The sequence below is a fragment of the Colwellia psychrerythraea 34H genome, from assembly GCF_000012325.1.
Taxonomy (GTDB): domain Bacteria; phylum Pseudomonadota; class Gammaproteobacteria; order Enterobacterales; family Alteromonadaceae; genus Colwellia; species Colwellia psychrerythraea_A.
Genome location: NC_003910.7, coordinates 5,034,417 through 5,058,517, shown reverse-complemented (window position 1 = coordinate 5,058,517; position 24,101 = coordinate 5,034,417). Strand labels below are relative to the sequence as shown.

The 24,101-nt window shown below is 40.0% G+C and carries 15 protein-coding genes; 12 read left to right on the top strand and 3 right to left on the bottom strand.

Going from position 1 to position 24,101, the window contains the following annotated elements; all coding sequences use genetic code 11:
- The first annotated feature begins 198 nt into the window (after positions 1 to 198).
- The 12 genes from rplK to CPS_RS21420 all read left to right on the top strand — a co-directional run bounded on the left by rplK (position 199) and on the right by CPS_RS21420 (position 18,920).
- Entirely contained in the window at positions 199 to 627 is a 429-nt protein-coding gene (gene rplK / locus CPS_RS21475) for a 50S ribosomal protein L11 (RefSeq protein WP_011045498.1), read from the top strand.
- A 3-nt stretch (positions 628 to 630) separates the two neighbouring features.
- On the top strand, positions 631 to 1,329 hold the full coding sequence (gene rplA, locus CPS_RS21470; RefSeq protein WP_011045497.1) for a 50S ribosomal protein L1: 699 nt from the start codon (positions 631 to 633) through the stop codon (positions 1,327 to 1,329).
- Positions 1,330 to 1,694: 365 nt separating this feature from the next.
- Positions 1,695 to 2,189: a 50S ribosomal protein L10 gene (rplJ, locus tag CPS_RS21465; protein WP_011045496.1), complete on the top strand. Its 495-nt coding sequence runs from the start codon at positions 1,695 to 1,697 to the stop codon at positions 2,187 to 2,189.
- Between the two features lie 121 nt (positions 2,190 to 2,310).
- On the top strand, positions 2,311 to 2,670 hold the full coding sequence (rplL, locus tag CPS_RS21460) for a 50S ribosomal protein L7/L12 (RefSeq protein WP_011045495.1): 360 nt from the start codon (positions 2,311 to 2,313) through the stop codon (positions 2,668 to 2,670).
- Positions 2,671 to 2,925: 255 nt separating this feature from the next.
- Complete coding sequence (gene rpoB, locus CPS_RS21455; protein WP_011045494.1) at positions 2,926 to 6,954, top strand: DNA-directed RNA polymerase subunit beta; 4,029 nt, start codon at positions 2,926 to 2,928, stop codon at positions 6,952 to 6,954.
- A gap of 108 nt (positions 6,955 to 7,062) precedes the next feature.
- A complete protein-coding gene (gene rpoC, locus CPS_RS21450; protein WP_011045493.1) occupies positions 7,063 to 11,283 on the top strand; it encodes a DNA-directed RNA polymerase subunit beta' in 4,221 nt (1,406 codons plus the stop codon).
- 486 nt (positions 11,284 to 11,769) lie between these two features.
- Positions 11,770 to 12,144 (top strand): 30S ribosomal protein S12, encoded by a 375-nt coding sequence (gene rpsL, locus CPS_RS21445; RefSeq protein WP_011045492.1) that lies wholly within the window; start codon positions 11,770 to 11,772, stop codon positions 12,142 to 12,144.
- A gap of 118 nt (positions 12,145 to 12,262) precedes the next feature.
- Positions 12,263 to 12,733, top strand: a complete 471-nt coding sequence (gene rpsG / locus CPS_RS21440) for a 30S ribosomal protein S7 (protein ID WP_011045491.1) — start codon at positions 12,263 to 12,265, stop codon at positions 12,731 to 12,733.
- 254 nt (positions 12,734 to 12,987) lie between these two features.
- Positions 12,988 to 15,087, top strand: a complete 2,100-nt coding sequence (fusA, locus tag CPS_RS21435) for an elongation factor G (protein WP_011045490.1) — start codon at positions 12,988 to 12,990, stop codon at positions 15,085 to 15,087.
- 93 nt (positions 15,088 to 15,180) lie between these two features.
- Positions 15,181 to 16,365 carry an elongation factor Tu gene (tuf, locus tag CPS_RS21430; protein ID WP_011045489.1) on the top strand — a complete coding sequence of 395 codons (1,185 nt, stop codon included), beginning with the start codon at positions 15,181 to 15,183 and terminating at the stop codon, positions 16,363 to 16,365.
- A 319-nt stretch (positions 16,366 to 16,684) separates the two neighbouring features.
- The gene (epmA, locus tag CPS_RS21425) at positions 16,685 to 17,662 is read left to right on the top strand and encodes an elongation factor P--(R)-beta-lysine ligase (RefSeq protein WP_011045488.1); all 978 of its coding nucleotides are present in this window, start codon (positions 16,685 to 16,687) and stop codon (positions 17,660 to 17,662) included.
- 154 nt (positions 17,663 to 17,816) lie between these two features.
- Positions 17,817 to 18,920, top strand: coding sequence for an energy transducer TonB (locus CPS_RS21420; protein ID WP_011045487.1), 1,104 nt, complete (start codon positions 17,817 to 17,819; stop codon positions 18,918 to 18,920).
- Between the two features lie 786 nt (positions 18,921 to 19,706).
- Here CPS_RS21420 and CPS_RS21415 read toward each other — a convergent pair.
- The 3 genes from CPS_RS21415 to CPS_RS21405 are packed head-to-tail and all read right to left on the bottom strand — an operon-like array spanning position 19,707 to position 24,053.
- Entirely contained in the window at positions 19,707 to 20,468 is a 762-nt protein-coding gene (locus CPS_RS21415) for a phosphoadenylyl-sulfate reductase (protein ID WP_011045486.1), read from the bottom strand.
- Positions 20,461 to 22,215: an assimilatory sulfite reductase (NADPH) hemoprotein subunit gene (gene cysI / locus CPS_RS21410; RefSeq protein ID WP_011045485.1), complete on the bottom strand. Its 1,755-nt coding sequence runs from the start codon at positions 22,213 to 22,215 to the stop codon at positions 20,461 to 20,463. The genes CPS_RS21415 and cysI overlap by 8 nt, the downstream gene beginning before the upstream one ends.
- The gene (locus tag CPS_RS21405; protein ID WP_011045484.1) at positions 22,215 to 24,053 is read right to left on the bottom strand and encodes an assimilatory sulfite reductase (NADPH) flavoprotein subunit; all 1,839 of its coding nucleotides are present in this window, start codon (positions 24,051 to 24,053) and stop codon (positions 22,215 to 22,217) included. The genes cysI and CPS_RS21405 overlap by 1 nt, the downstream gene beginning before the upstream one ends.
- Positions 24,054 to 24,101 lie beyond the last annotated feature (48 nt).

Genomic DNA, 24,101 nt, shown 5'->3' with positions numbered 1-24,101 from the left:
AAATGATATGGCTGGTTAATATATAATCCGCTGCCGCTTATTTTTAGCGCGCACTAAATGCGCTTTATTCTGTTGTGAAAACAATTGTTTTTAAAGCGAATTTTGTAAACAGGGAAGCGAAAACTTTATGTCGAGTTGGTGAATTCCACCTTAATGTTAAGTGATTGCGTTAACTACCCAAACAAAAGGTATTTTAAAATGGCTAAGAAAGTCCAAGCTTTAATCAAGCTACAAGTAGCTGCTGGTGCAGCTAACCCGTCACCACCAGTTGGTCCTGCATTAGGTCAACATGGTGTTAACATCATGGAATTCTGTAAAGCGTTCAACGCGAAAACAGATTCTTTAGAAAAAGGCGCTCCGGTTCCAGTAGTAATTACTGTATATAGTGACCGTTCGTTTACTTTCGAAACAAAAACTCCACCTGCTTCTTTCTTATTGAAAAAAGCAGCTGGCATAAAAAGCGGCTCTGGTCGTCCTAACACTGATAAAGTTGGAACTGTTACTACAGCTCAACTTGAAGAAATCGTTAAGACAAAAGAACCTGATTTAACTGCTGGTTCACTTGAAGCTGCAGTGCGTACCATTGCGGGTTCTGCTCGTTCAATGGGTTTAGTGGTAGAGGACTAATCAATGGCTAAATTATCAAAACGCGCTCGTCTTATCCGTGAAAAAGTAGACGTAACAAAAGAATATGATATCAATGAAGCAGTTTCTTTATTAAAAGAATTTGCTACAGCTAACTTCCGTGAAAGCGTTGATGTTGCTGTAAATCTTGGTATTGACGCTCGTAAATCAGATCAAAACGTTCGTGGCGCTACAGTATTACCAAATGGTACTGGTCGTGAAGTACGTGTTGCTGTATTTACACAAGGCGAAAACGCAGAGAAAGCTAAAGCAGCTGGTGCTGACATCGTTGGTATGGAAGATTTAGCCGCGCAAGTAAAAGCCGGTGAAATGAACTTCGACGTTGTTATTGCTTCTCCAGATGCAATGCGTGTTGTTGGTCAACTAGGTCAAATCTTAGGCCCTCGTGGTTTAATGCCTAACCCTAAAGTTGGTACAGTAACTCCTGACGTAGCTGGCGCTGTTAAAAACGCTAAGTCTGGTCAGATCCGTTACCGCAACGACAAGAACGGTATCATCCATACTACTATTGGTAAGGCTGATTTCGAACCTGCACAATTGCAAGAAAACTTAGAGTCTTTGCTAGAAGCGCTTAAAAAAGCAAAACCTGCAAATGCTAAAGGTCAATACTTGAAGAAAGTTTCTCTTTCTACAACTATGGGTGCCGGCGTTGTCGTCAACCAAGCAACACTAACTCAAGCTTAATATTACCTGTAATTTATTACGTGTAAATATTATTGAGTAAAGTTTTGTGTATTGAATCTTTACAAGGGCGAAATTATAATCTATAATTTCGCCCCTTAAATTTTGGTAGGAGTTGTGAACTTTTTTGGCCAGTTTTTCGAGTAAAATCGAATGAAGCTGAATAAATACACAACCCCCGTCCAAGACCGTAGGTGTAGTTATTTCTTCTGATTTAATTACTTAATTTATCCTACGTAGATGGTGATTACCCAGATATTTCCTAGATTTTTCTGGTCCTCGCCGTTATGGCTTAGCTAGTAAGTAATTATTAGCTAAGGATTGTAAATACCGGTACTTTTACCGGTCTGAACCAGGAGTTAAAGCCAATGGCTATCAATCTTGATGACAAAAAAGCAATTGTTGCTGAAGTTCAAGAAGCTGCTAATGGCGCTCACTCAGTTGTAATCGCGGATGCCCGTGGTGTTGCAGTTGAAGCAATTACTGTATTGCGTAAGCAAGCACGTGAAAATGGTGTATGGATGAAAGTTGTCCGTAACACATTAGCACGTCGTGCAGTAGAAGGTACTGAATTTGAATGTGTTTCTGACGTATTCAAAGGTCCTTCATTAATTGCTTTTTCAAGTGATCACCCAGGTGCTGCTGCACGTTTATTCACAGATTTCGCTAAAGCTAACGAAAACTTTGAATTAAAAGCAGCTGCATTTGAAGGCAACGCAGTAGACGTAAATATGTTAGCTAAGCTACCTACTTACGACGAAGCGATTTCACGTTTGATGAGCGTTATGAAAGAAGCATCTGCAGGCAAATTAGCCCGCACGTTTGCTGCTATACGCGATCAGAAAGAACAGGAAGCTGCATAGGTTATATAAGCTTATTGCTTATAACCAAGCTTTTTGTATTTGTAGTTATTTCAAACAGTGCTTTATTACTTAATAAGAAAAGTAAAAATGGCCTGTTTATTAAAAATTAGGAAATTATAGTATGTCTATTTCTAAAGACGATATCTTAAACGCAGTTGCTGAAATGTCAGTAATGGACGTTGTTGCTTTAATCGAAGCAATGGAAGAAAAATTTGGTGTTTCTGCTTCTGCTGCTGTTGCAGCTGCTGGACCTGCTGAAGCTGCTGACGAACAAACTGAGTTTAACGTTGTTATGACTAGCTTCGGTGAGAAGAAAGTTGCAGTAATCAAAGCAGTTCGTGGCGCTACAGGTTTAGGCCTTAAAGAAGCTAAAGACTTAGTTGAATCTCTTGGCGTTGTTAAAGAAGGCGTAGAGAAAGCTGAAGCTGAAGAACTTAAGAAAACTCTTGAAGAAGCTGGTGCTTCTGTTGAGATCAAATAATCTGTTTTTAAACAGATTGTTTGCCTGAAAAGGCATGGCTGGTGATTTAAACGTCACCGGCCTTTTTGCGCTTTTGTTGTTAGAAAATAAATATTTGTTTATTCTCTAACAATGCATTATTAAGCGTTTAGGTGATTTTCTCGTTATTAGAGAAGCATCTAGTAGTATTTAGACGTAAATATTACAGCATAACCTGTCTAACTGAGCGTTGCTCAGTGGGCAGATTTGGCCATAACCAGCAAGCTGAGGAACCCCATGGCTTACTCATACTTTGAGAAAAAGCGAATTAGAAAGGACTTTGGTAAAAGCGTACAAGTAATGGAATATCCATTCTTGTTGTCCATCCAACTCGACTCTTTCCGCAAGTTTATTGATACTGATCCAACAGGTGAAACCGGTCTAGAGGCTGCTTTCCGTTCTATTTTCCCAATTAAAGCTTATTCAGGTAGCTCGGAATTACAATATGTAAGCTATCGATTAGGTGAACCGTTATTTGACGTTAAAGAATGTCAAATACGTGGTGTAACTTATTCAGCACCACTGCGTGTTAAGTTACGCTTAGTGGTTTACGATAAAGAAGCCGCAGCAGGTACTGTTAAAGATATCAAAGAACAAGAAGTGTACATGGGCGAAATCCCGTTGATGACAGATAACGGTACTTTCGTAATCAATGGTACTGAGCGTGTTATCGTTTCACAATTACACCGTTCTCCTGGTGTATTCTTTGATCACGATAAAGGTAAAACTCACTCATCAGGTAAAGTATTATATAACGCACGCGTTATTCCTTACCGTGGTTCATGGTTAGACTTTGAATTCGATCCAAAAGATAACTTATTTGTACGTATAGATAGACGTCGTAAATTACCAGCGTCAATTATCTTACGTGCATTAGAATATTCGACTGAAGAAATTTTGGCGATGTTCTATGACACAACTGACTACACCATTAAAGGTGATAAGTTGATCATGGATCTTATCCCTGAACGTCTTCGTGGCGAAACTGCTATTTTTGATATTTCTATCAAGAAGGGTGAAGTATTAGTTGAATCTGGTCGTCGTATTACAGCACGTCATATTCGCGCTTTATCAAAAGCAAAATTGGAAAAACTAGAAGTACCAGCAGATTATATCGTTGGTCGTGTTTTATCAAAAGCTTACATCGACAAATCTACAGGTGAAGTAATTGCTGAAGCAAATGCAATTATCACTTTAGAATTATTAGCCGAGCTTAGCCAAGCGGGCCATAAAGTATTATCTACTTTATACATGAACGAATTTGATGTTGGTTCATACATGTCAGATACACTTCGTGTTGATAGTTCAACTAACAAGCTTGAAGCTTTAGTTGAAGTATACCGCATGATGCGTCCAGGCGAGCCACCAACGAAAGACGCTGCTGAAGGGTTGTTCTCTAACTTATTCTTCGCATCAGAACGCTATGACTTATCAACGGTAGGTCGTATGAAGTTCAACCGTCGTGTTGGCAATGCAGATGATGTTGGTACTGGTATCTTGTCAAAAGAAGATATTATTTCAGTAATGAAAACCTTAATCGGCATTCGTGACGGTAAAGGTGAAGTTGATGATATCGATCACTTAGGTAACCGTCGTATTCGTTCTGTTGGCGAAATGGCTGAAAACCAATTCCGTGTTGGTCTTGTTCGTGTTGAACGTGCAGTTCGTGAGCGCTTAAGTCTTGGTGACTTAGATGCAATCATGCCGCAAGATTTAATCAACGCTAAACCAATTTCTGCGGCAGTGAAAGAGTTCTTTGGCTCATCACAATTGTCACAGTTTATGGATCAGAACAACCCGTTATCAGAAGTAACGCATAAACGTCGTATTTCTGCCTTAGGGCCGGGTGGTTTAACCCGTGAACGTGCTGGTTTTGAAGTACGAGATGTACATCCAACGCATTACGGTCGTGTTTGTCCAATCGAAACGCCAGAGGGTCCAAACATTGGTTTGATCAACTCGCTTTCTTGTTACGCACGAACTAATGATTTTGGTTTCTTAGAAACACCATACCGCAAAGTTATTGACGGTTTAGTGACTGATGAAATTGATTATTTATCAGCGATTGAAGAGGGTAACTTTGTTATCGCTCAGGCGAACGCTGAACGTAATGATAGCAACAAGTTAGTACAAGACTTAGTTAACTGTCGTCATAGAAATGAATTTATCTTAAAAGCTTCTGCTGAAGTTCAATATATGGACGTTTCTCCACAACAAATTATTTCTGTTGCGGCGTCACTTATCCCATTCCTTGAACACGATGATGCAAACAGAGCCTTGATGGGCTCGAACATGCAACGTCAAGCTGTACCTACTTTACGAGTTGATAAACCGCTTGTTGGTACTGGTATGGAAAAAGTAGTAGCTGTTGATTCAGGTGTAACTGCAGTTGCCAAACGTGGTGGTGTAGTTAGCTATGTTGATGCATCGCGCATTGTTGTAAAAGTTAATGAAAATGAAATGCATGCTGGTGAAGCCGGTATTGATATTTATAACTTAACTAAATACACGCGTTCTAACCAAAATACTTGTATCAACCAACGTCCAGTGTGTCGTATGGGTGAGCCAGTTGTACGTGGTGATGTATTAGCGGATGGTCCTTCAACTGATATGGGTGAATTGGCTTTAGGTCAAAACATGCGTATCGCCTTTATGCCGTGGAATGGTTACAACTTTGAAGATTCAATGTTGTTATCTGAACGTGTTGCAATAGAGGATAGATTTACTACTATTCACATTCAAGAGTTAACGTGTATTGCACGTGATACTAAATTGGGTAGTGAAGAAATTACGGCAGATATTCCAAACGTAGGCGAATCAGCATTATCTAAATTAGATGAAGCGGGTGTTGTTTATATTGGTGCTGAAGTAAATGGTGGTGACATCTTAGTAGGTAAAGTTACACCAAAAGGTGAAACACAACTTACGCCAGAAGAAAAACTACTACGAGCAATTTTCGGTGAGAAAGCTGCTGACGTTAAAGATAGTTCATTACGTGTACCTAACTCTGTTAAAGGTACTATCATCGATGTTCAAATATTCACCCGTGACGGCGTTGAAAAAGATGCTCGTGCAGTTGAAATTGAACAAATGCAACTTAAAGAAGTTAAGAAAGATCTTGGCGATGAATTAAGCATTTTAGAAGATGGTATTTACGCACGTACTAAGAAGTTATTGTTATCTGCTGGTTTAAATGAGTCTGACTTAACGTCAATGTCTCGTGACAAGTGGTTAACACAAAACTTAGCTGATGAAGGTCAACAAGCTGAACTTGAGCAAATTGCTGAGCAATTTGATAATATCAAAGAAGATTTTGATAAGAAGTTTGAAGTTAAGCGTCGTAAGATCACTCAAGGTGATGACTTACAACCTGGCGTTTTAAAAATCGTTAAGGTTTACTTAGCTGTTAAACGTCATATTCAGCCTGGTGATAAAATGGCTGGTCGTCATGGTAACAAGGGTGTTATTTCAAACGTAGTACCTGTTGAAGATATGCCATACGATCAATTCGGTGTACCAGTTGATATCGTATTGAACCCGTTAGGTGTTCCATCACGTATGAACATTGGTCAGATCTTAGAAACTCACTTAGGTATGGCGTGTCGCGGTATCGGTGAAAAGATCAACCGTATGTTAGAAGCACAACAAGAAATTCACAAACTACGTAACTTCATTCAAGAAGTCTACAATGTAGGTGAGTCTCGTCAAGTAGTTGATGTTGCAAGCTTCTCTGATGACGAAGTTTTACGCTTAGCAGGTAACTTACGTGCTGGTCTACCAATTGCTACACCAGCATTTGATGGCGCTGCAGAGAAAGAAATTAAAGAGTTATTCGTGCTTGCTGATATGCCACAAAGTGGTCAGTTCGTATTAACTGATGGCCGTACCGGTCGTGAGTTTGAACGTCCTGTTACTGTTGGTTATATGTATATGTTGAAACTAAACCATTTAGTTGATGACAAAATGCATGCTCGTTCAACTGGTTCTTACTCACTCGTAACTCAGCAACCACTTGGTGGTAAAGCTCAGTTCGGTGGTCAGCGTTTCGGTGAGATGGAAGTGTGGGCACTTGAAGCATATGGTGCTGCTTATACCTTGCAAGAAATGCTTACGGTTAAGTCTGATGATGTTAACGGTCGTACTAAGATGTATAAAAACTTAGTAGATGGTGATCATCGCATGGAACCAGGTATTCCTGAGTCATTCAACGTATTGTTGAAAGAAATCCGCTCGTTAGGTATTAACATCGAGTTGGACAAAGACTAGGTTTCAAACCATAAGTCAACTGAGCTTATCCTGATGGGTAAGCCGGTAAGCGAAGAAGGCAAATTATTTTGCCTTCTTCTCAAAGTTTAACTCCGACAGGAGAAGTGTGTGAAAGATTTACTTAAGTTTCTTAAGCAACAGAATCAAACCGAAGATTTCGATGGTATTCGCATCGGATTAGCGTCGCCAGATTTGGTACGTTCTTGGTCATTTGGTGAAGTTAAAAAGCCAGAAACCATTAACTATCGTACTTTTAAGCCAGAACGTGACGGTTTATTCTGTGCGCGTATTTTTGGCCCAGTAAAAGACTATGAATGTCTTTGTGGCAAATACAAACGCTTAAAGCATCGTGGTGTTATCTGTGAAAAATGTGGCGTAGAAGTTACATTGACTAAAGTTCGTCGTGACCGTATGGGTCATATCGAATTAGCAAGTCCAGTGGCTCACATTTGGTTCTTAAAATCATTACCATCACGTATTGGTTTACTACTTGATATGACGTTACGTGATATTGAGCGTGTGCTTTATTTCGAATCATATGTTGTAACCGAACCTGGTATGACAACATTAGAAAAAAGCCAAATTCTAACGGAAGAAGAATATCTTGATGCGTTAGAAGAACACGGTGATGAATTTGATGCCTTAATGGGTGCTGAAGCGGTATTAGCTTTACTACAACAAATTGATTTAGACGGTGAAGTAGCGCAAATGCGTGAAGAGTTACCAGAAATCGGTAGTGAAACTAAACGTAAAAAAATCACTAAGCGTTTAAAATTAATGGAAGCATTCGCTGCTTCAGGCAACAAGCCTGAGTGGATGATTATGAATGTTTTACCAATTTTACCGCCTGATTTACGTCCGTTGGTACCATTAGATGGTGGTCGTTTTGCGACTTCTGATCTTAATGATCTATACCGTCGTGTTATTAACCGTAACAACCGTTTAAAACGTCTTCTAGATTTAGTTGCACCAGATATTATCGTACGTAACGAAAAACGTATGTTGCAAGAGTCTGTTGATGCATTATTAGATAATGGTCGTCGTGGTCGAGCTATTACGGGTTCTAACAAACGTCCTCTTAAATCTCTTGCCGATATGATTAAAGGTAAGCAAGGTCGTTTCCGTCAGAATTTACTAGGTAAACGTGTTGATTACTCTGGTCGTTCAGTAATCACTGTTGGTCCTACGCTTAAACTACATCAGTGTGGTTTGCCTAAGAAAATGGCACTTGAATTATTCAAGCCATTTATCTACGGTAAATTAGAAGCACGTGGTTTAGCAACTACAATTAAAGCTGCTAAGAAATTAGTTGAACGTGAAGGCGCTGAAGTTTGGGATGTACTTGATGAAGTAATCCGTGAACATCCAGTTATGCTTAACCGTGCACCAACACTTCATAGATTGGGTATCCAAGCTTTTGAACCTGTGTTGATTGAAGGTAAAGCAATTCACCTTCATCCACTAGTTTGTGCGGCATACAATGCCGATTTCGATGGTGACCAAATGGCGGTACACGTACCGTTGACAATCGAAGCACAAATGGAAGCACGTACGTTGATGATGTCAACGAACAACGTTCTAGCACCGGCTAACGGTGAGCCAATCATAGTACCATCGCAGGATGTTGTATTAGGCCTTTATTACCTAACACGTTTTCGTATAAACGGTTTAGGCGAAGGCATGTACTTTACTGACGAAAAAGAAGTAGAAAAGGCATACCGTACAGGTGTTGCTGAACTTCATGCTCGTATTAAAGTTCGTATTACCGAGCACGTTAAAAATGCTGATGGTGAATGGGAACCAGTAACTAAGTTACGTGATACTACAGTTGGTCGCGCAATTATGTGGCAAGTATGTCCTAAGGGCTTACCTTATGACCTAATTGACAAGCCACTTGGTAAAAAACCAATTTCAAAACTGATTAACCATGCTTACCGTAACTTAGGTTTGAAAGAAACAGTAATGTTTGCTGATCAAATCATGTATACAGGTTTCCATTACGCGATGATTGCAGGTTGTTCTGTTGGTATCGACGATATGGTTATTCCTGAAGCTAAGTATACGATTGTAGAAGATTCAGAAGCTGAAGTTGCTGAAATTCAAGCCCAGTTTGACCAAGGTCTAGTAACTGCCGGTGAGAAGTACAACAAAGTAATCGATATTTGGTCATCTGCTAACGAAAAAGTTTCGAAAGCGATGATGGATAACCTTTCGAAAGAAATGGTTATGAACAGAGATGGCGAAATGGAAGAACAAGATTCTTTCAACTCAATCTTTATGATGGCTGACTCGGGTGCTCGTGGTAGTGCTGCACAGATTCGTCAATTAGCGGGTATGCGTGGTTTGATGGCTAAACCAGATGGTTCAATCATCGAAACGCCAATCAAAGCTAACTTCCGTGAAGGTCTGACTGTATTACAATACTTCATCTCAACTCATGGTGCGCGTAAAGGTCTTGCCGATACGGCACTTAAAACAGCTAACTCGGGTTATCTAACTCGTCGTTTAGTTGATGTTGCACAAGATTTGGTTGTTACTAACCATGACTGTGGTACACATGACGGTTTATTAATGACGCCACTAATCGAAGGTGGTGATGTTGTTGAGCCATTACGCGAACGTGTTCTAGGTCGTGTCGTGTGTGATGACGTATTAATTCCAGGTACTGATGAAGTATTACTTCCACGTAATACACTAATTGATGAAGCACTCTGTGATGTTATTGAAGACAACTCAGTAGATCAAATCAAAGTACGTTCAATCATTACTTGTAAGACTGACTTTGGTATTTGTGCTAATTGTTACGGTCGTGATTTGGCTCGTGGCCATATGATCAACCAAGGTGAAGCTATTGGTGTAGTTGCTGCACAATCAATTGGTGAACCTGGTACACAGTTAACAATGCGTACGTTCCATATCGGTGGTGCTGCATCTCGTGCTACTGCTGAAAGCAGCGTACAAGTTAAAAACACAGGTACTTTGAAATTACAAAACGCTAAGTTTGTAACAAACTCAGAGAAACATCTCGTAATTACGTCTCGTTCATCAGAGTTAACAATCATTGATGAAATGGGCCGTGAGAAAGAACGTTATAAAGTTCCTTACGGTTCTGTACTTTCTAAGAATGATGGCGAAGCAGTGAACTCTGGCGATACTATCGCTAACTGGGACCCACATACGCATCCTATCATCACGGAAGTGGCAGGTAAGGTTCAATTCGTTGACCTAGCTGATGGCGTAACTATGGTTCGCCAAACTGATGAGTTAACTGGTTTATCAAGTATCGTTATTACTGACGCTGCACAACGTAATGCAACAGGTAAAGAAATGCGTCCAGCATTGAAGCTTGTTGATGCGAAAGGCAAAGAAGTAATGATTGCTGGTACTGAAATTCCGGCACTTTACTATCTTCCAGGTAATGCGATTGTTAACCTTGAAGATGGCGCGGATGTTGGCGTTGGTGATGCACTAGCTCGTATACCACAAGCAAGTTCAAAAACTCGTGATATTACCGGTGGTCTTCCTCGTGTAGCTGATTTATTTGAAGCACGTAAACCTAAACTTCCTGCGATACTTGCAGAGAAAACGGGTGTTGTTGCTTTCGGTAAAGAAACCAAAGGTAAAGTACGCTTATTGATTACTCAGCCTAGCGGTGAAGTTTACGAAGAGATGATCCCGAAAACGCGTCTATTGAATATCTATGAAGGTGAGCCAGTAATCAAAGGTGAAGTTATTGCCGATGGTCCTGAATCTCCACATGATATCTTGCGTTTACGTGGTGTTGCACCAGTTGCTAACTACATCGTTAACGAAGTACAAGAAGTTTACCGTCTACAGGGTGTTAAGATTAACGATAAGCACATTGAAGTTATCGTACGTCAAATGATCCGTAAGTGTGAAATTCTTGATGCAGGTGATTCTACTTTCCTTAAAGGCGAACAAGTTGAAGTGGCGCGAGTTAATATCTCAAACCGTGAACTTGAAGCTGAAGGTAAGCAACCAGCTGAATATGAAATGCAGATGATGGGTATTACTAAAGCATCATTGGCAACTGAATCATTCATTTCAGCGGCGTCTTTCCAAGAAACAACACGTGTACTTACTGAAGCTGCTGTTGCAGGTAAGAAAGATGGTCTACGTGGCTTGAAAGAAAACGTTATCGTTGGTCGTTTAATCCCAGCAGGTACAGGTTATTCGTACCATCAAGAACGAGCAAGACGTAAAGCTGCTGCTTTAGCACCAGCGGTTGAATCTACTGTTTCAGCTGATGATGCAGAAAAAGCATTAACTGATGCCTTAAATTCAGATTTACTGTCAGGTAATCATTAATAATTTGTTATATGGGCTAGCCTGCTACTCCATATAGTAAAGCGTTATAATAAAACCGCACCTTGAAAGAGGTGCGGTTTTTTGTTTTTCTAGTTTAGAGATTTAAGCTAGCAAACTATTACCAACTACGTTAACAAAGGCCACAGAGTTCAACAATAAAGACGCTGATTAACAAGGCACTTGTTCGAGAGATAACGAGTTACTCTCAATGAAAGCAACAACATTATAGGATCGTTTGGCTAGTTGATAATGATCACTTAGTGAGTGTAATTGCTATAAATGCTTGACAGCTCAATCATTGACCTATAGAATTTCGCGACCTGATATTCTGTACCCAGTGTGCATAATATAAAAGGAGTGATGAATTTCACGCCTTTATAAGGTAAAAGATATATTACGAGCGTGTAAGCTTTTCCCATTGATTTAAAGCTTATGCAATAATTTATCAAGGCTACTTTCCTTGGTAACAACTAATCAGGAGCTATAATGGCAACTATTAACCAACTAGTACGCAAACCACGTGTTAGACAAGTAACAAAAAGTAACGTTCCAGCGTTACAAGCTTGTCCACAACGTCGTGGCGTTTGTACTCGTGTGTATACTACTACACCAAAAAAACCTAACTCAGCTTTACGTAAAGTAGCTCGTGTTCGTTTAACTAACGGCTTCGAAGTAACTTCATACATCGGTGGTGAAGGTCACAACTTACAAGAGCATAGCGTGATTTTAATCCGTGGTGGTCGTGTTAAAGATTTACCAGGTGTGCGTTATCACACTGTTCGTGGCGCGCTAGATTGTTCTGGTGTAAGCGATAGAAGACAAGGCCGTTCTAAATACGGTGCTAAACGACCTAAATCTTAAGTTTTCCCTCCTTTACCTACTTGATAGGTAAAAGATAAAAACGTTAAGTAAGGCCAAATTAAGAAATTTTTAAAATTTATATATTTTGGATTTATCCTGAATACTACGGAGAATTAAGATGCCAAGAAGACGCGTCGTTGGGCAACGTAAAATATTGCCAGATCCTAAGTTCCATAACGAACTTTTAGCAAAATTCATCAACATCCTTATGGTTGATGGTAAGAAATCTACTGCCGAAAAAATTGTTTACGGTGCATTAGATATTTTAGCTCAGAAATCTGAAAAAGATCAATTAGAGCTTTTCGAAGAAGCTTTAGATAACATCCGCCCATCTGTCGAAGTTAAATCTCGTCGTGTTGGTGGTTCTACTTATCAGGTTCCAGTTGAAGTACGTCCAGTGCGTCGTAATGCTCTAGCCATGCGTTGGTTAGTTGAAGCAGCTCGTAAACGTGGTGAAAAATCAATGGCTCAGCGCCTAGCTAACGAAATGTTAGATGCGTCTGATAGCAAAGGTTCAGCGGTTAAGAAACGTGAAGACGTTCACCGTATGGCTGACGCTAACAAAGCATTCGCTCACTACCGCTGGTAAGCTAGCAGTATTGACTGATTGTATTATCTACTTTTGGGTTCACTCAAAGGTAGATACATGGCTAGCAAGAGTTACTCTTGCTAGCCATACTCATTTTACGGACTAGTGCTTTTACCACTAAGTTAGAAACATGAGTCAGAGTTTTATTAATTAAGTGTTTGGCTGTTGTGATGTACTCAACAACGAATATTTAATTAATAACACTAAATATATATTACTTGTTTACTGACCAGTAATAGTAAGAGGATTTCACTTTGGCCCGTATCACTCCTATAGAGCGCTACCGTAATATTGGTATCTGTGCGCATGTAGATGCAGGTAAAACGACAACCACAGAACGCGTATTATTCTATACAGGTCTATCTCATAAGATTGGTGAAGTGCATGACGGCGCGGCCACTATGGACTGGATGGAACAAGAGCAAGAACGTGGTATAACCATAACCTCTGCAGCAACTACATGTTTCTGGAAAGGCATGGAAGGTCAATTTGAAGACCATCGTATTAATATTATTGATACGCCAGGTCACGTAGATTTCACCATTGAAGTAGAACGTTCTTTACGTGTTCTTGATGGTGCTGTACTCGTGCTATGTGGTTCATCAGGTGTACAGCCGCAAACCGAAACGGTTTGGCGTCAAATGGAAAAATATGCTGTACCACGTATAGTGTTTGTGAACAAAATGGATAGAACAGGTGCTGACTTCTTATATGTAGTTGAGCAACTGAAAACTCGTCTAGGCGCAAATGCAGTACCAATACATTTAGCTATCGGTGCTGAAGACGATTTTGAAGGTGTGGTTGATCTGATTAAGATGAAGGCCATCAACTGGAACGCAAGTGATCAAGGTATGACCTTCAGCTATGAAGAAATTCCTGCTGATATGCAAGATATGGCTGAAGAATGGCGTGAAAACCTCATTTCTGAAGCCGCTGAAGCTAACGAAGAGTTAATGGATAAATACCTTGAAGAAGGTGATTTAACCGAAGAAGAGATTAAAGTTGGTTTACGTGCTCGTACACTAGCAAATGAAATTATCCTGTGTAGTTGTGGTAGTGCCTTTAAAAATAAAGGCGTTCAAGCGGTACTCGATGCTGTTATTGAATATCTGCCTTCACCAACTGAAGTTGCCGCTATTACGGGTATTAATGATGATAAAGATGAATCTGAAGGTATTCGCTCAGCAGATGATGAAGCACCCTTTTCAGCACTCGCTTTTAAAATAGCGACAGACCCATTTGTTGGCACACTCACATTCTTCCGTGTATATTCAGGAGTAGTGCAAACAGGTGATAGCGTTTATAACCCAGTTAAGGGTAAAAAAGAACGTTTTGGTCGTATAGTACAAATGCATGCCAACGACAGACAAGAAATAAAAGAAGTTCGTGCTGGTGATATAGCCGCTGCAATTGGTTTGAAAGATGTCACCACGGGTGATACGTTATGCGATGCGAAACATATTATTACGCTAGAGCGCATGGAGTTCCCTGAACCGGTAATTTCAGTTGCGGTAGAGCCAAGAACACTCGCAGCACAAGAAAAAATGGGTATTGCGTTAGGTAAACTTGCGGCAGAAGACCCCTCGTTTAGAGTGGCCACTGACGATGAAACTGGACAGACCATCATCTCGGGTATGGGTGAACTACACTTAGATATCCTTGTTGAACGTATGAAGCGTGAATTTGGTGTTGAGTGTAATGTTGGTAACCCACAAGTTTCTTATCGAGAAACGATTCGCGGTACTGTTGAAGTTGAAGGTAAATTTATCCGTCAATCAGGTGGTAAAGGTCAATTTGGCCATGTTTGGTTGAAGATGGAACCGAATGAAGAAGGTGCTGGTTTTGAGTTTGTTAACGAAATCGTTGGCGGCACAGTACCAAAAGAATTTATTCCTGCAGTAGAAAAAGGCTGTAAAGAACAGATGGATAGTGGTGTTTTAGCTGGTTATCCGTTATTAGACATAAAGGTTACTCTTTATGATGGTTCTTTTCATGATGTTGACTCAAACGAGATAGCATTTAAAGTTGCTGCTTCTATGGGCTTTAGAAAAGGTGCGCTTGAAGCAAATCCTGTTATTTTAGAGCCAATGATGAAAGTAGAAGTTACTACACCAGAAGCCAACATGGGTGATGTTGTAGGTGACTTAAACCGTCGTCGCGGTATGATTGATGGTATGGACGAAGGTCCTGCAGGTTCGAAAATTGTAAATGCATTGGTACCCTTAGCTGAAATGTTTGGCTATGCTACCGACTTGCGTAGTGCTACTCAAGGCCGTGCATCTTACTCTATGGAGTTTCAGCAGTATAATGAAGCGCCGAAATTGGTAGCACAAAAAATTATGGAAACTCGTTAGAGAATCCATTACTCGAATATTTACATCTGGCAAGGTCATTTTGACTGCGCCTTTTAATTTATATAGTTTACTAAACTTAAAGGTAATTGAAAAATGGCTAAAGAAAAATTTGAACGTAATAAACCGCATGTTAACGTTGGTACTATCGGTCACGTAGATCACGGTAAAACAACTTTAACAGCTGCTATCTCTGCTGTATTAACTAAAGTTCACGGTGGTGAAGTTAAAGATTTCGCACAAATCGATAACGCTCCTGAAGAACGTGAACGTGGTATTACAATTAATACTTCTCACATCGAATACGATACTGAAGCACGTCACTATGCACACGTAGATTGTCCTGGTCACGCCGATTATATCAAAAATATGATCACTGGTGCTGCACAAATGGATGGCGCTATCTTAGTAGTTGCTGCTACAGATGGTCCTATGCCACAAACACGTGAGCACATCTTATTGTCTCGCCAAGTTGGTGTTCCTTTCATCATCGTTTTCATGAACAAATGTGACGTTGTAGATGATGAAGAATTATTAGAATTAGTAGAAATGGAAGTTCGTGAACTTCTTTCTGAATATGACTTCCCTGGTGATGATTTACCAGTAATTCAAGGTTCAGCTTTAGGCGCTCTTCAAGGCGATGAAGCATGGGAAGCGAAAATTATCGAACTTGCTGATGCACTTGATACTTACATTCCAGAGCCAGAGCGTGCAATTGACGGTGCATTCATCATGCCTATCGAAGATGTATTCTCAATCTCAGGTCGTGGTACAGTTGTAACAGGTCGTGTTGAACGTGGTATCATCAAAATTGGTGAAGAAGTAGAAGTTGTTGGTATCCGTGATACACAAAAATCAACTTGTACAGGTGTTGAAATGTTCCGTAAGCTTCTTGACGAAGGTCGTGCTGGCGAGAACTGTGGTGTTCTTCTACGTGGTCTTAAGCGTGAAGATGTTGAACGTGGTCAAGTACTTTGTGCTCCAGGTTCAATCTTACCTCACACTAAATTCGAATCAGAAGTTTATGTTCTTTCTAAAGATGAAGGTGGTCGTCATACTCCATTCTTTAAAGGATACCGTCCACAGTTTTACTTCCGTACAACAGATATCACAGGTGCTGTAGAGCTTCCTGAAGGTGTTGAAATGGTAATGCCTGGTGACAACCTTAAGTTTGTTGTTGAGCTAATCAACCCAGTAGCGATGGACGAAGGTTTACGCTTCGCAATCCGTGAAGGTGGTCGTACTGTTGGTGCTGGTGTTGTTTCTAAGATTATGGCTTAATTGATAACTAATTTTCGCTAGAACTTGTGTTAGCTGCATTGGAAGTACTCATTGACTCACGTCAATTCCGTGCTTCTGCTTTGCAAACACTTCATCTAGCATTAAATTAATTTATCAATCCATATTAGAAATAATATCGAATAAAGAAGGTCGCTAACGCGGCCTTTTTTGATCTTAAGAGAAAGTAAAAAACCATTTATTAATTAAAGATCTAGTAAATCTGTTGGCTTTATCTACAATGGCAACAGTCGTCATTCCCGAAGTTTCTTGTCGGGAATCTATTGTCTATGCAACGTCCTAATCTATTAACGGTATTCACATGACTTGGCAAAGCACACTAACTTGGCAAAACGCTCAAAAAAGAGCAAAAATATTACAACAAATTAGACAGTTCTTTGCTGAACGCAATGTCGTTGAAGTGGAGACACCTTCTTTATCTCAAGGCACAGTGACCGATGTCTATTTAAATGCACTCTCCTGTAAGTATGATTTTTTAGCTGATAGTCCAGTAGGTCATTCGACCGAGTTATTTTTACAAACCTCGCCAGAGTTTCATATGAAGCGGTTACTTGCTTCTGGATATGGCTGTATTTTTCAAATAGCGAAGGCGTTTCGTCATGAAGAGTCAGGTAAGAATCATAATCCCGAGTTCACCATGCTTGAATGGTACCGTATTGGCTTTGATCAGTTTGATTTGATGTCAGAGGTCGCAGACTTACTGCAAGTCGTTTTAGGTGGTGATAAGGCGATATTTACTAGCTATCAAGATATATTCCTTAAAACAGTTTCTGTAGATCCACTAACCGCCACTTTTGATGAGCTTACTGAGGTATTAAATAAGTATGGTAAATCTGCTGATTGGCTAGTTGAAATGAATGATGCCGATTTGCTGCTTCAATTTATCTTCACTGAAATCATTGAACCAACCATAGGTATTGATGCGCCGCAATTTATCTATGATTTTCCAATAGCGCAAGCATCACTAGCAAAAAAATCAATTGATGATCTTCGTGTTGCACAACGATTTGAATGTTACTTCAAAGGCATAGAGCTGGTTAATGGGTTTAATGAATTAACTGATGCTAATGAACAGCAAGTTAGATTTGAAGAAGATAATGCAAAGAGAGCTGCTCAAGGATTAGCTGTTAAGCCTATTGATGAAAACTTCATTGCGGCATTAAATCATGGATTACCACAGTGTTCAGGAGTCGCTTTGGGAATTGATAGGTTGGTGATGTTAGCGCTTGATATTAAAACAATAAGTGAAGTACAGAGTTTTTCAATAGAACGAGCTTAATGGTGAATAACTCAAAATCACGGCTGAAAGTTCTACTTCAAGCGCTCTGAGCCCATTGACATCTAAACTGATCATATTATTTTTTAAATGTGAAAGTATGTTAAAAAGCCTAAGCGAACTTTAAAATAATAAAATTAGTAATTAAGGGATTAAAATGAATGCAACATGGGTAGGTTTATCTTTAGCAATACTTATAACAGTATCCTTCAGCGCAAGGGCTAAACAAGAAGTAACCTTGAATAGCCAGTTTAAAACTGCCTACTTTTCATATCAGGGGGCGGTAAAGAATAATGATGCAGACTCCCAATTTAAATATGCCACTGAAGCTTATCAATTAGGCAGTAAGTTCTATGGTACTGCAAATATCAACACCGCAAACTTAGCGCTAATATTAGCCCGACTGCATCTTGATAAAAATCAAAAAGAGCAAGCAACGTCATTACTTCTTAATACTTTGAATGCTTTCAAAGTTGAATATGGGGATAGTGCAATAGATCTTGCTGAAATATATATCCTCTTAGGTCTATCTCTAAATTACGATCAAAGAAAGAAGTCTATTAATTATCATCTAAAAGCATTAAGCATTGCTGAAGAGCATGCAGCAGAGCATGCAGCAGAGCACCCATTTATCAATGCTCAAATTCAATTAGAAGCCGGTATAGCACTACTTCGCCTAGGCTCTAGTAAAAGTAACGCTATTCTAACCGCACAAGAGTTTTTTAAAGATAAGCTATCTTCAAATGATAAACGAGTTATCGAGTCTAATTTTTATGCGGGGAAATACTACTTAACTCGAAGAAAATATAGTAAATCGGTTGATTACTTCGAAAGCAACTTACCAGTATTTAAAGCGCTGGAAGGAGCAACTCATCCTTTAGAGCTAAATACACATGCATTTTTAATCAATGCGCTAGAGAAAAGTGGTAAAAGTGATGAAGCTACCAACCATTGTATTGCCATTGGCTCAATGACACCATGGGATGACAGTCAAGAGCCAATACCTTTATTTAGAGTTGAGCCTATATACCCTGTTGATTATGCTCGCAGAGGAAAATCGGGTTATGTAATAATAGGTTTTACTATTTCTGATTTTGGAACGGTGTTAGATACAAAAGTATTAGAATCTATAGGTGGGAAACAATTTGAGAGGACCGCTTTAGCAGCACTAAATAATTGGCGTTACGCACCTAAATTTGAAGATGGAAAACCTGTTGAAAAATACGCCACGGTACAATTAGACTTTAAAATTCGTAAATAAATTGGGTCAGAGTAAATTAAAGTAATTTGTCGCGGTGGCGACGACACCCAAGGGGCGTTACACGCCAAAAGCCCCTTGGAACCCCATGGCGCTGCTAACAAACTACTTCTTCAATTCACTCAAGTGTTATCGACGTAACAGCGCTGATGGCACATCCATGTGCCGACATCGCTTTGTTCATCATCCATGATGAACATACGTGAACACTTTCATTCATCTCAGCGTTTGTTCAAGCAGAATTGGTGCTTGTTGATCGGGGAACTGCTCTATTTTTAAGGTTCGTCATTCCGTAAGTGTCTTGTACGGAATCCATGTCACTAAGAGCTAGATCCCCGACTAAGTAACCACGGGGATGACACCTGCTAGGTTCCGTGGCTGTGCCAAGTACTCCAAATCCCATCTCAGCAATTCAATCATCGACTAGCAAAGGTAGACCTCGACCCGAGACAGGACGTCGAGGGCTGCCGTTGTTCAGGGATGATAAATCGGCAGGAATCGAGGTTTACGCTAGTTGGGGATTGAATGTTCTGCTGAGTAGGGCGTCGCAGGGGTTCCAAGGGGAGGCGCGGCGGTACGTCGCCCCTTGGGTGTGGTCGCCACCGCGACGTCAAGCAGATAAATAAAGATCCAAGCCTATCAACTAATCAACAGAAATATAAAGTTAGCTGCTGTAGTTAATGTCTATTTTGAATCTAGTCATGGATTAACAGACATAAAAAAAGCTAAAAGAGTTTTCTCTTTTAGCTTTTTTTGTTGATCTAATTATTTACTAGATGTGAGTAAAAATTAAATACCATCACCATCAGTATGCAAACCACATTCACGTTGACCGCCGCCGAAGCGAGTATCACTTTCACTCATACCCAATGTTAATGGTTTTGTGCTATGTACATCACCAACCGATACATAACCTTCATCCCAAAGGGGATGGTATGGTAAGTTGTGCTTAGTTAAGTACTCATGTACGTCTTTATTACTCCAATCAATTATTGGATGTACTTTATAACGACCACGCAGTGTACCCACAACAGACAAACCTTCTCGGTGAGCTGATTGTTGACGACGAACACCAGAAAACCAAGTATTAGCATTTAAGTCAGATAACCCGCGCTCTAGCGGTTCAACTTTATTACGGCGATTATAGGCTTTAAGTGCATCATCACTTTGCGCCCATTCATCACCGTACTTGGCTTGTTGCCATGCGGCACTTTCTTTTGCTTGATAGACTTGTAAGTTCAAGTTCAAACGATCAGTCAACTGCTCAATGAATCGATAGGTTTCAGGAAATAAATGTCCTGTATCCGTTATCAATACCGGAATATTGCTATCTACTTGGGTAAGTAAATGCAACATCACCGCAGATTGAATACCAAAGCTTGAAGATAAAACAAACTGACCTGGCAAGTTTTCCATTGCCCACTCTGCACGAGCAATCGCTGTTTGTTTTTCCAAAGATTGATTCCACTCTCCTATAGCAGGATGAGGAAAGGTTACTTCAAAAGGGCTGGTAAGCTCTTTATCGGCAATACCTGTTGTGGTATTAAGCATGGTGAAAATCCCTAAAGCTCACAATAACTTGTTCAACGATACCTGCACGAATAACAAAATCACCAAATGCTTCACCGTCATTACGTTCTGCAGACCAACGAGCACTTAACGCATCAATTTCACTCAATACGCCAGCTTCATCAACATTTTCTTTGTATAATTTTGGTACACGACTACCGGCTAAATCACTACCTAAGTACATATTGTACTTACCAGGACCTTTACCGACTAAACCAATTTCAGCAAGCATTGCACGGCCACAACCATTTGGACAGCCAGTAACACGTAAAATAATACTGTCATCTTTTAGGCCATTCTTTTCAAGAATAGCTTCAACATCATCGACTAAGCCAGGTAAGTAACGCTCGGCTTCAGCCATGGCTAATGGACAAGTAGGAAAGGCAACACAGGCCATTGAACTCTTACGCTGGTTAGAAACACCGTCATTGATTAAACCGTGCTCACGAGCAAGTTGTTCAATAATCGTTTTATCTTCTGCTGAAACACCAGCAACAATTAAGTTTTGGTTGGCAGTTAAACGGAAATCACCTTTATGTATTTTGGCGATTTCACGCATACCTGTTTTTAACGCTTTACTATCAGAATTAGCACCGTTGAAATCAAGGATACGACCATTTTCAATGAATAAGGTCAGGTGGTTTTTACCATCAATACCTTCAACCCAACCAAAGCTATCGCCACGGTGAGTAAATTCATATGAACGAGATTCAGAGAACTTAATACCTGCTCTGCGTTCAACTTCAGCTTTAAACGTATCAACACCAACTCTATCTAACGTATATTTAGTTTTAGCGTTTTTACGGTTAACACGGTTTCCCCAATCACGTTGAGTAGTAACAACCGCTGCGGCAATTGCTAATGTATGTTCTTTTGGTATAAAACCAAAGTCATCAGCACAACGAGGGTAAGTTGCTTTATCACCATGAGTCATGGCTAAGCCACCACCAACAAGTACGTTAAAACCAATTAACTCACCACCTTCGCTAATAGCAACAAAGTTTAAATCATTGGCATGTACATCAATGTCGTTATTTGGTGGAATTACTACGGTTGTTTTAAACTTACGTGGTAAATAATTACTACCTAAAATAGGTTCAATTTCATCTGCTTCAGTAGTTTCTACTTTCTCTTCATCTAACCAAATTTCAGCATAGGCACGCGTTTTTGGTAATAAATGCTCACTGATCTTGGTTGCCCATTCGTAAGCTTCTTGATGCAGTGCGGATTCAACCGGATTAGAAGTACACAGTACGTTACGGTTAACGTCACCGGCAGTTGCAATAGAATCGAGGCCAACACTGTTTAGTGTTTGGTGCATTAATTTAATATTTGGCTTTAGTACACCATGAAACTGAAACGTTTGACGTGTAGTTAAGCGAATACTGCCGTAAGAGGTATAATCATCAGCGAATTTATCAATAGCCAACCATTGTGTTGGGTTGATAATACCACCAGGTAAACGCGCTCGAAGCATAACGTTATGCAATGGTTCGAGTTTTTGTTTTTGACGTTCTGCACGAATATCGCGGTCGTCCTGTTGATACATACCGTGAGTACGAATCAACTGGAAGTTATCGCTGGTGAAACCACCTGTCATTCTGTCTTGCAGATCGTCTTTAATCGTACCACGAAGATAATCGCTTTCAGCTTTTAAGCGTTCATTGTCGGCCTGTTTACCTTCAACAATCAATACAGGGTTTTCAACTTTTGTGAAATTGTTGCTCATTAGTAAACATCCTTCTGGTAACGCTTATTAGATCTAAGTGATTTTAAATAGTCTTCTGCTTGTTCTGCACTTAATTTACCGTGCTCTTGGATAATTTCTACCAAGGTTTGATGAACATCTTTGGCCATACGGTTAGCATCACCACAAATATATAGGTGTGCGCCACGTTCTAACCAAGCAAAAACATCACTTGCTTGTTCTTTTAATCGGTCTTGCACATAAACTTTCTCAGCTTGGTCGCGAGAAAACGCTACGTCCATGCGTGTTAACAAACCGGATTTTAAATAATTTTGCCATTCCACTTGATATAAGAAGTCTTGAGTGAAAGTTTGATCTCCAAACAACATCCAGTTATCGCCGTTGGCATCACGCGCTTCACGTTCTTGCATGAAAGCTCTAAATGGTGCAACACCGGTACCTGGTCCAATCATAATGACAGGAGTATCATCCGATTGAGGTAAACGGAAATTGTCATTGTGTTCAACAAAAACACGTACTTTTTGACCTTCTTCTAAGCGGTTTGCTAAGAAGCTTGAAGCGCCACCAGTGCGTGGTTCGCCATTTGCATCAAAACTTACTAAACCAACGGTTAAGTGAACTTCTTCTTCAACTTCAGCTTGTGCTGATGCAATTGAATACAAGCGTGGGGTTATTTTACGAAGTGCTTCAACAAAGAATTGAGGATCAATTTCAGTTTTTGCTGCTTTTACCACATCGATAATTTGGTGCTCACCAGCGTATTCTCTAGCTGTGTTTTTATCAGCAGCTATTTCAGTCAGTGCTTTATCACCAGAAATTTTTGCCCAAAACTCAACAAATGCTGGTGCTGTTTGTGTAATTTCTAACTGGGTAGTTAAGGCATCTGTTAGTGTGAAAACCTGATTTGCGCCATTTACTTTTAACTTGATTTTTTCTTCGCCAGTAAGGCTTAAGGTAGCAATTAAATCAGCCACTAAATCAGCGTCGTTTTCAAACCAAACACCTAAGGCATCACCTACTTGGTAAGTTAAACCTGATTCACCTAAGTCAATTTCAATATGGCGAACATCTTTAGCAGAATCTCGACCAGTAATCTTTTGACTTAAAGAAAATTCAGCTTCAAACGGGTTTTGCTTTGAATACTGACTTTCAGCACCTGCTGTTGGTAAATCAACAACATTTGCAGAACCTGAAGATGCTTGGGTAAGCTCATCTTTCAAAGATTCAACAATACTTAAGGTCCAACTTTCACATTCGCTGTCGTAATCAACATCACAGTCAAGGCGAGGGGTGACTTGTTTTGCGCCTAATGCTTTTAAACGCTCGTCAAAATCTTTACCTGTTTGACAGAAAAATTCATAGCTGCTGTCACCTAAAGCTAAAACGCTATAGCTAAGGTTAGGTAATTTAGGTGCTTTTTTACCTAATAAATATTCATGAAACTCAATGGCATCATCTGGTGCTTCGCCTTCACCATTAGTACTGGCTACTATTAACAGGTGACTTTCATTTTTTAAGCCTTTGGCTTTATAGTCAGCAATGTTTTTAAGTACAACATTAATGCCTGCTGCTTTTGCGCTTTTCTCAAGTTTGCTGGCAACACCTTTAGCATTACCTGTTTGCGAGGCATATAAAATAGTTAAAGTCTTGGCAGCAATAGCTGGCGCAGCCGGTGCGATTAGGGCATTATGGCCTTGTTCGCTTTTCGCTGCTAGATAACCGCTTGCCCAAGCAAGTTGTAGTGATGAATAATCAGCAACGGTTTGTTGTAGTGAAGCTAATTGATTTGCATCTAAGGCACTACTATTGTTTGCTGAATTTGATGTATTTTGATTTAATAAGCGCTGCTCTGGCAACATAACTATTTTCACCCATGACAATTGATGGATGAAGAATAGACAAATTTC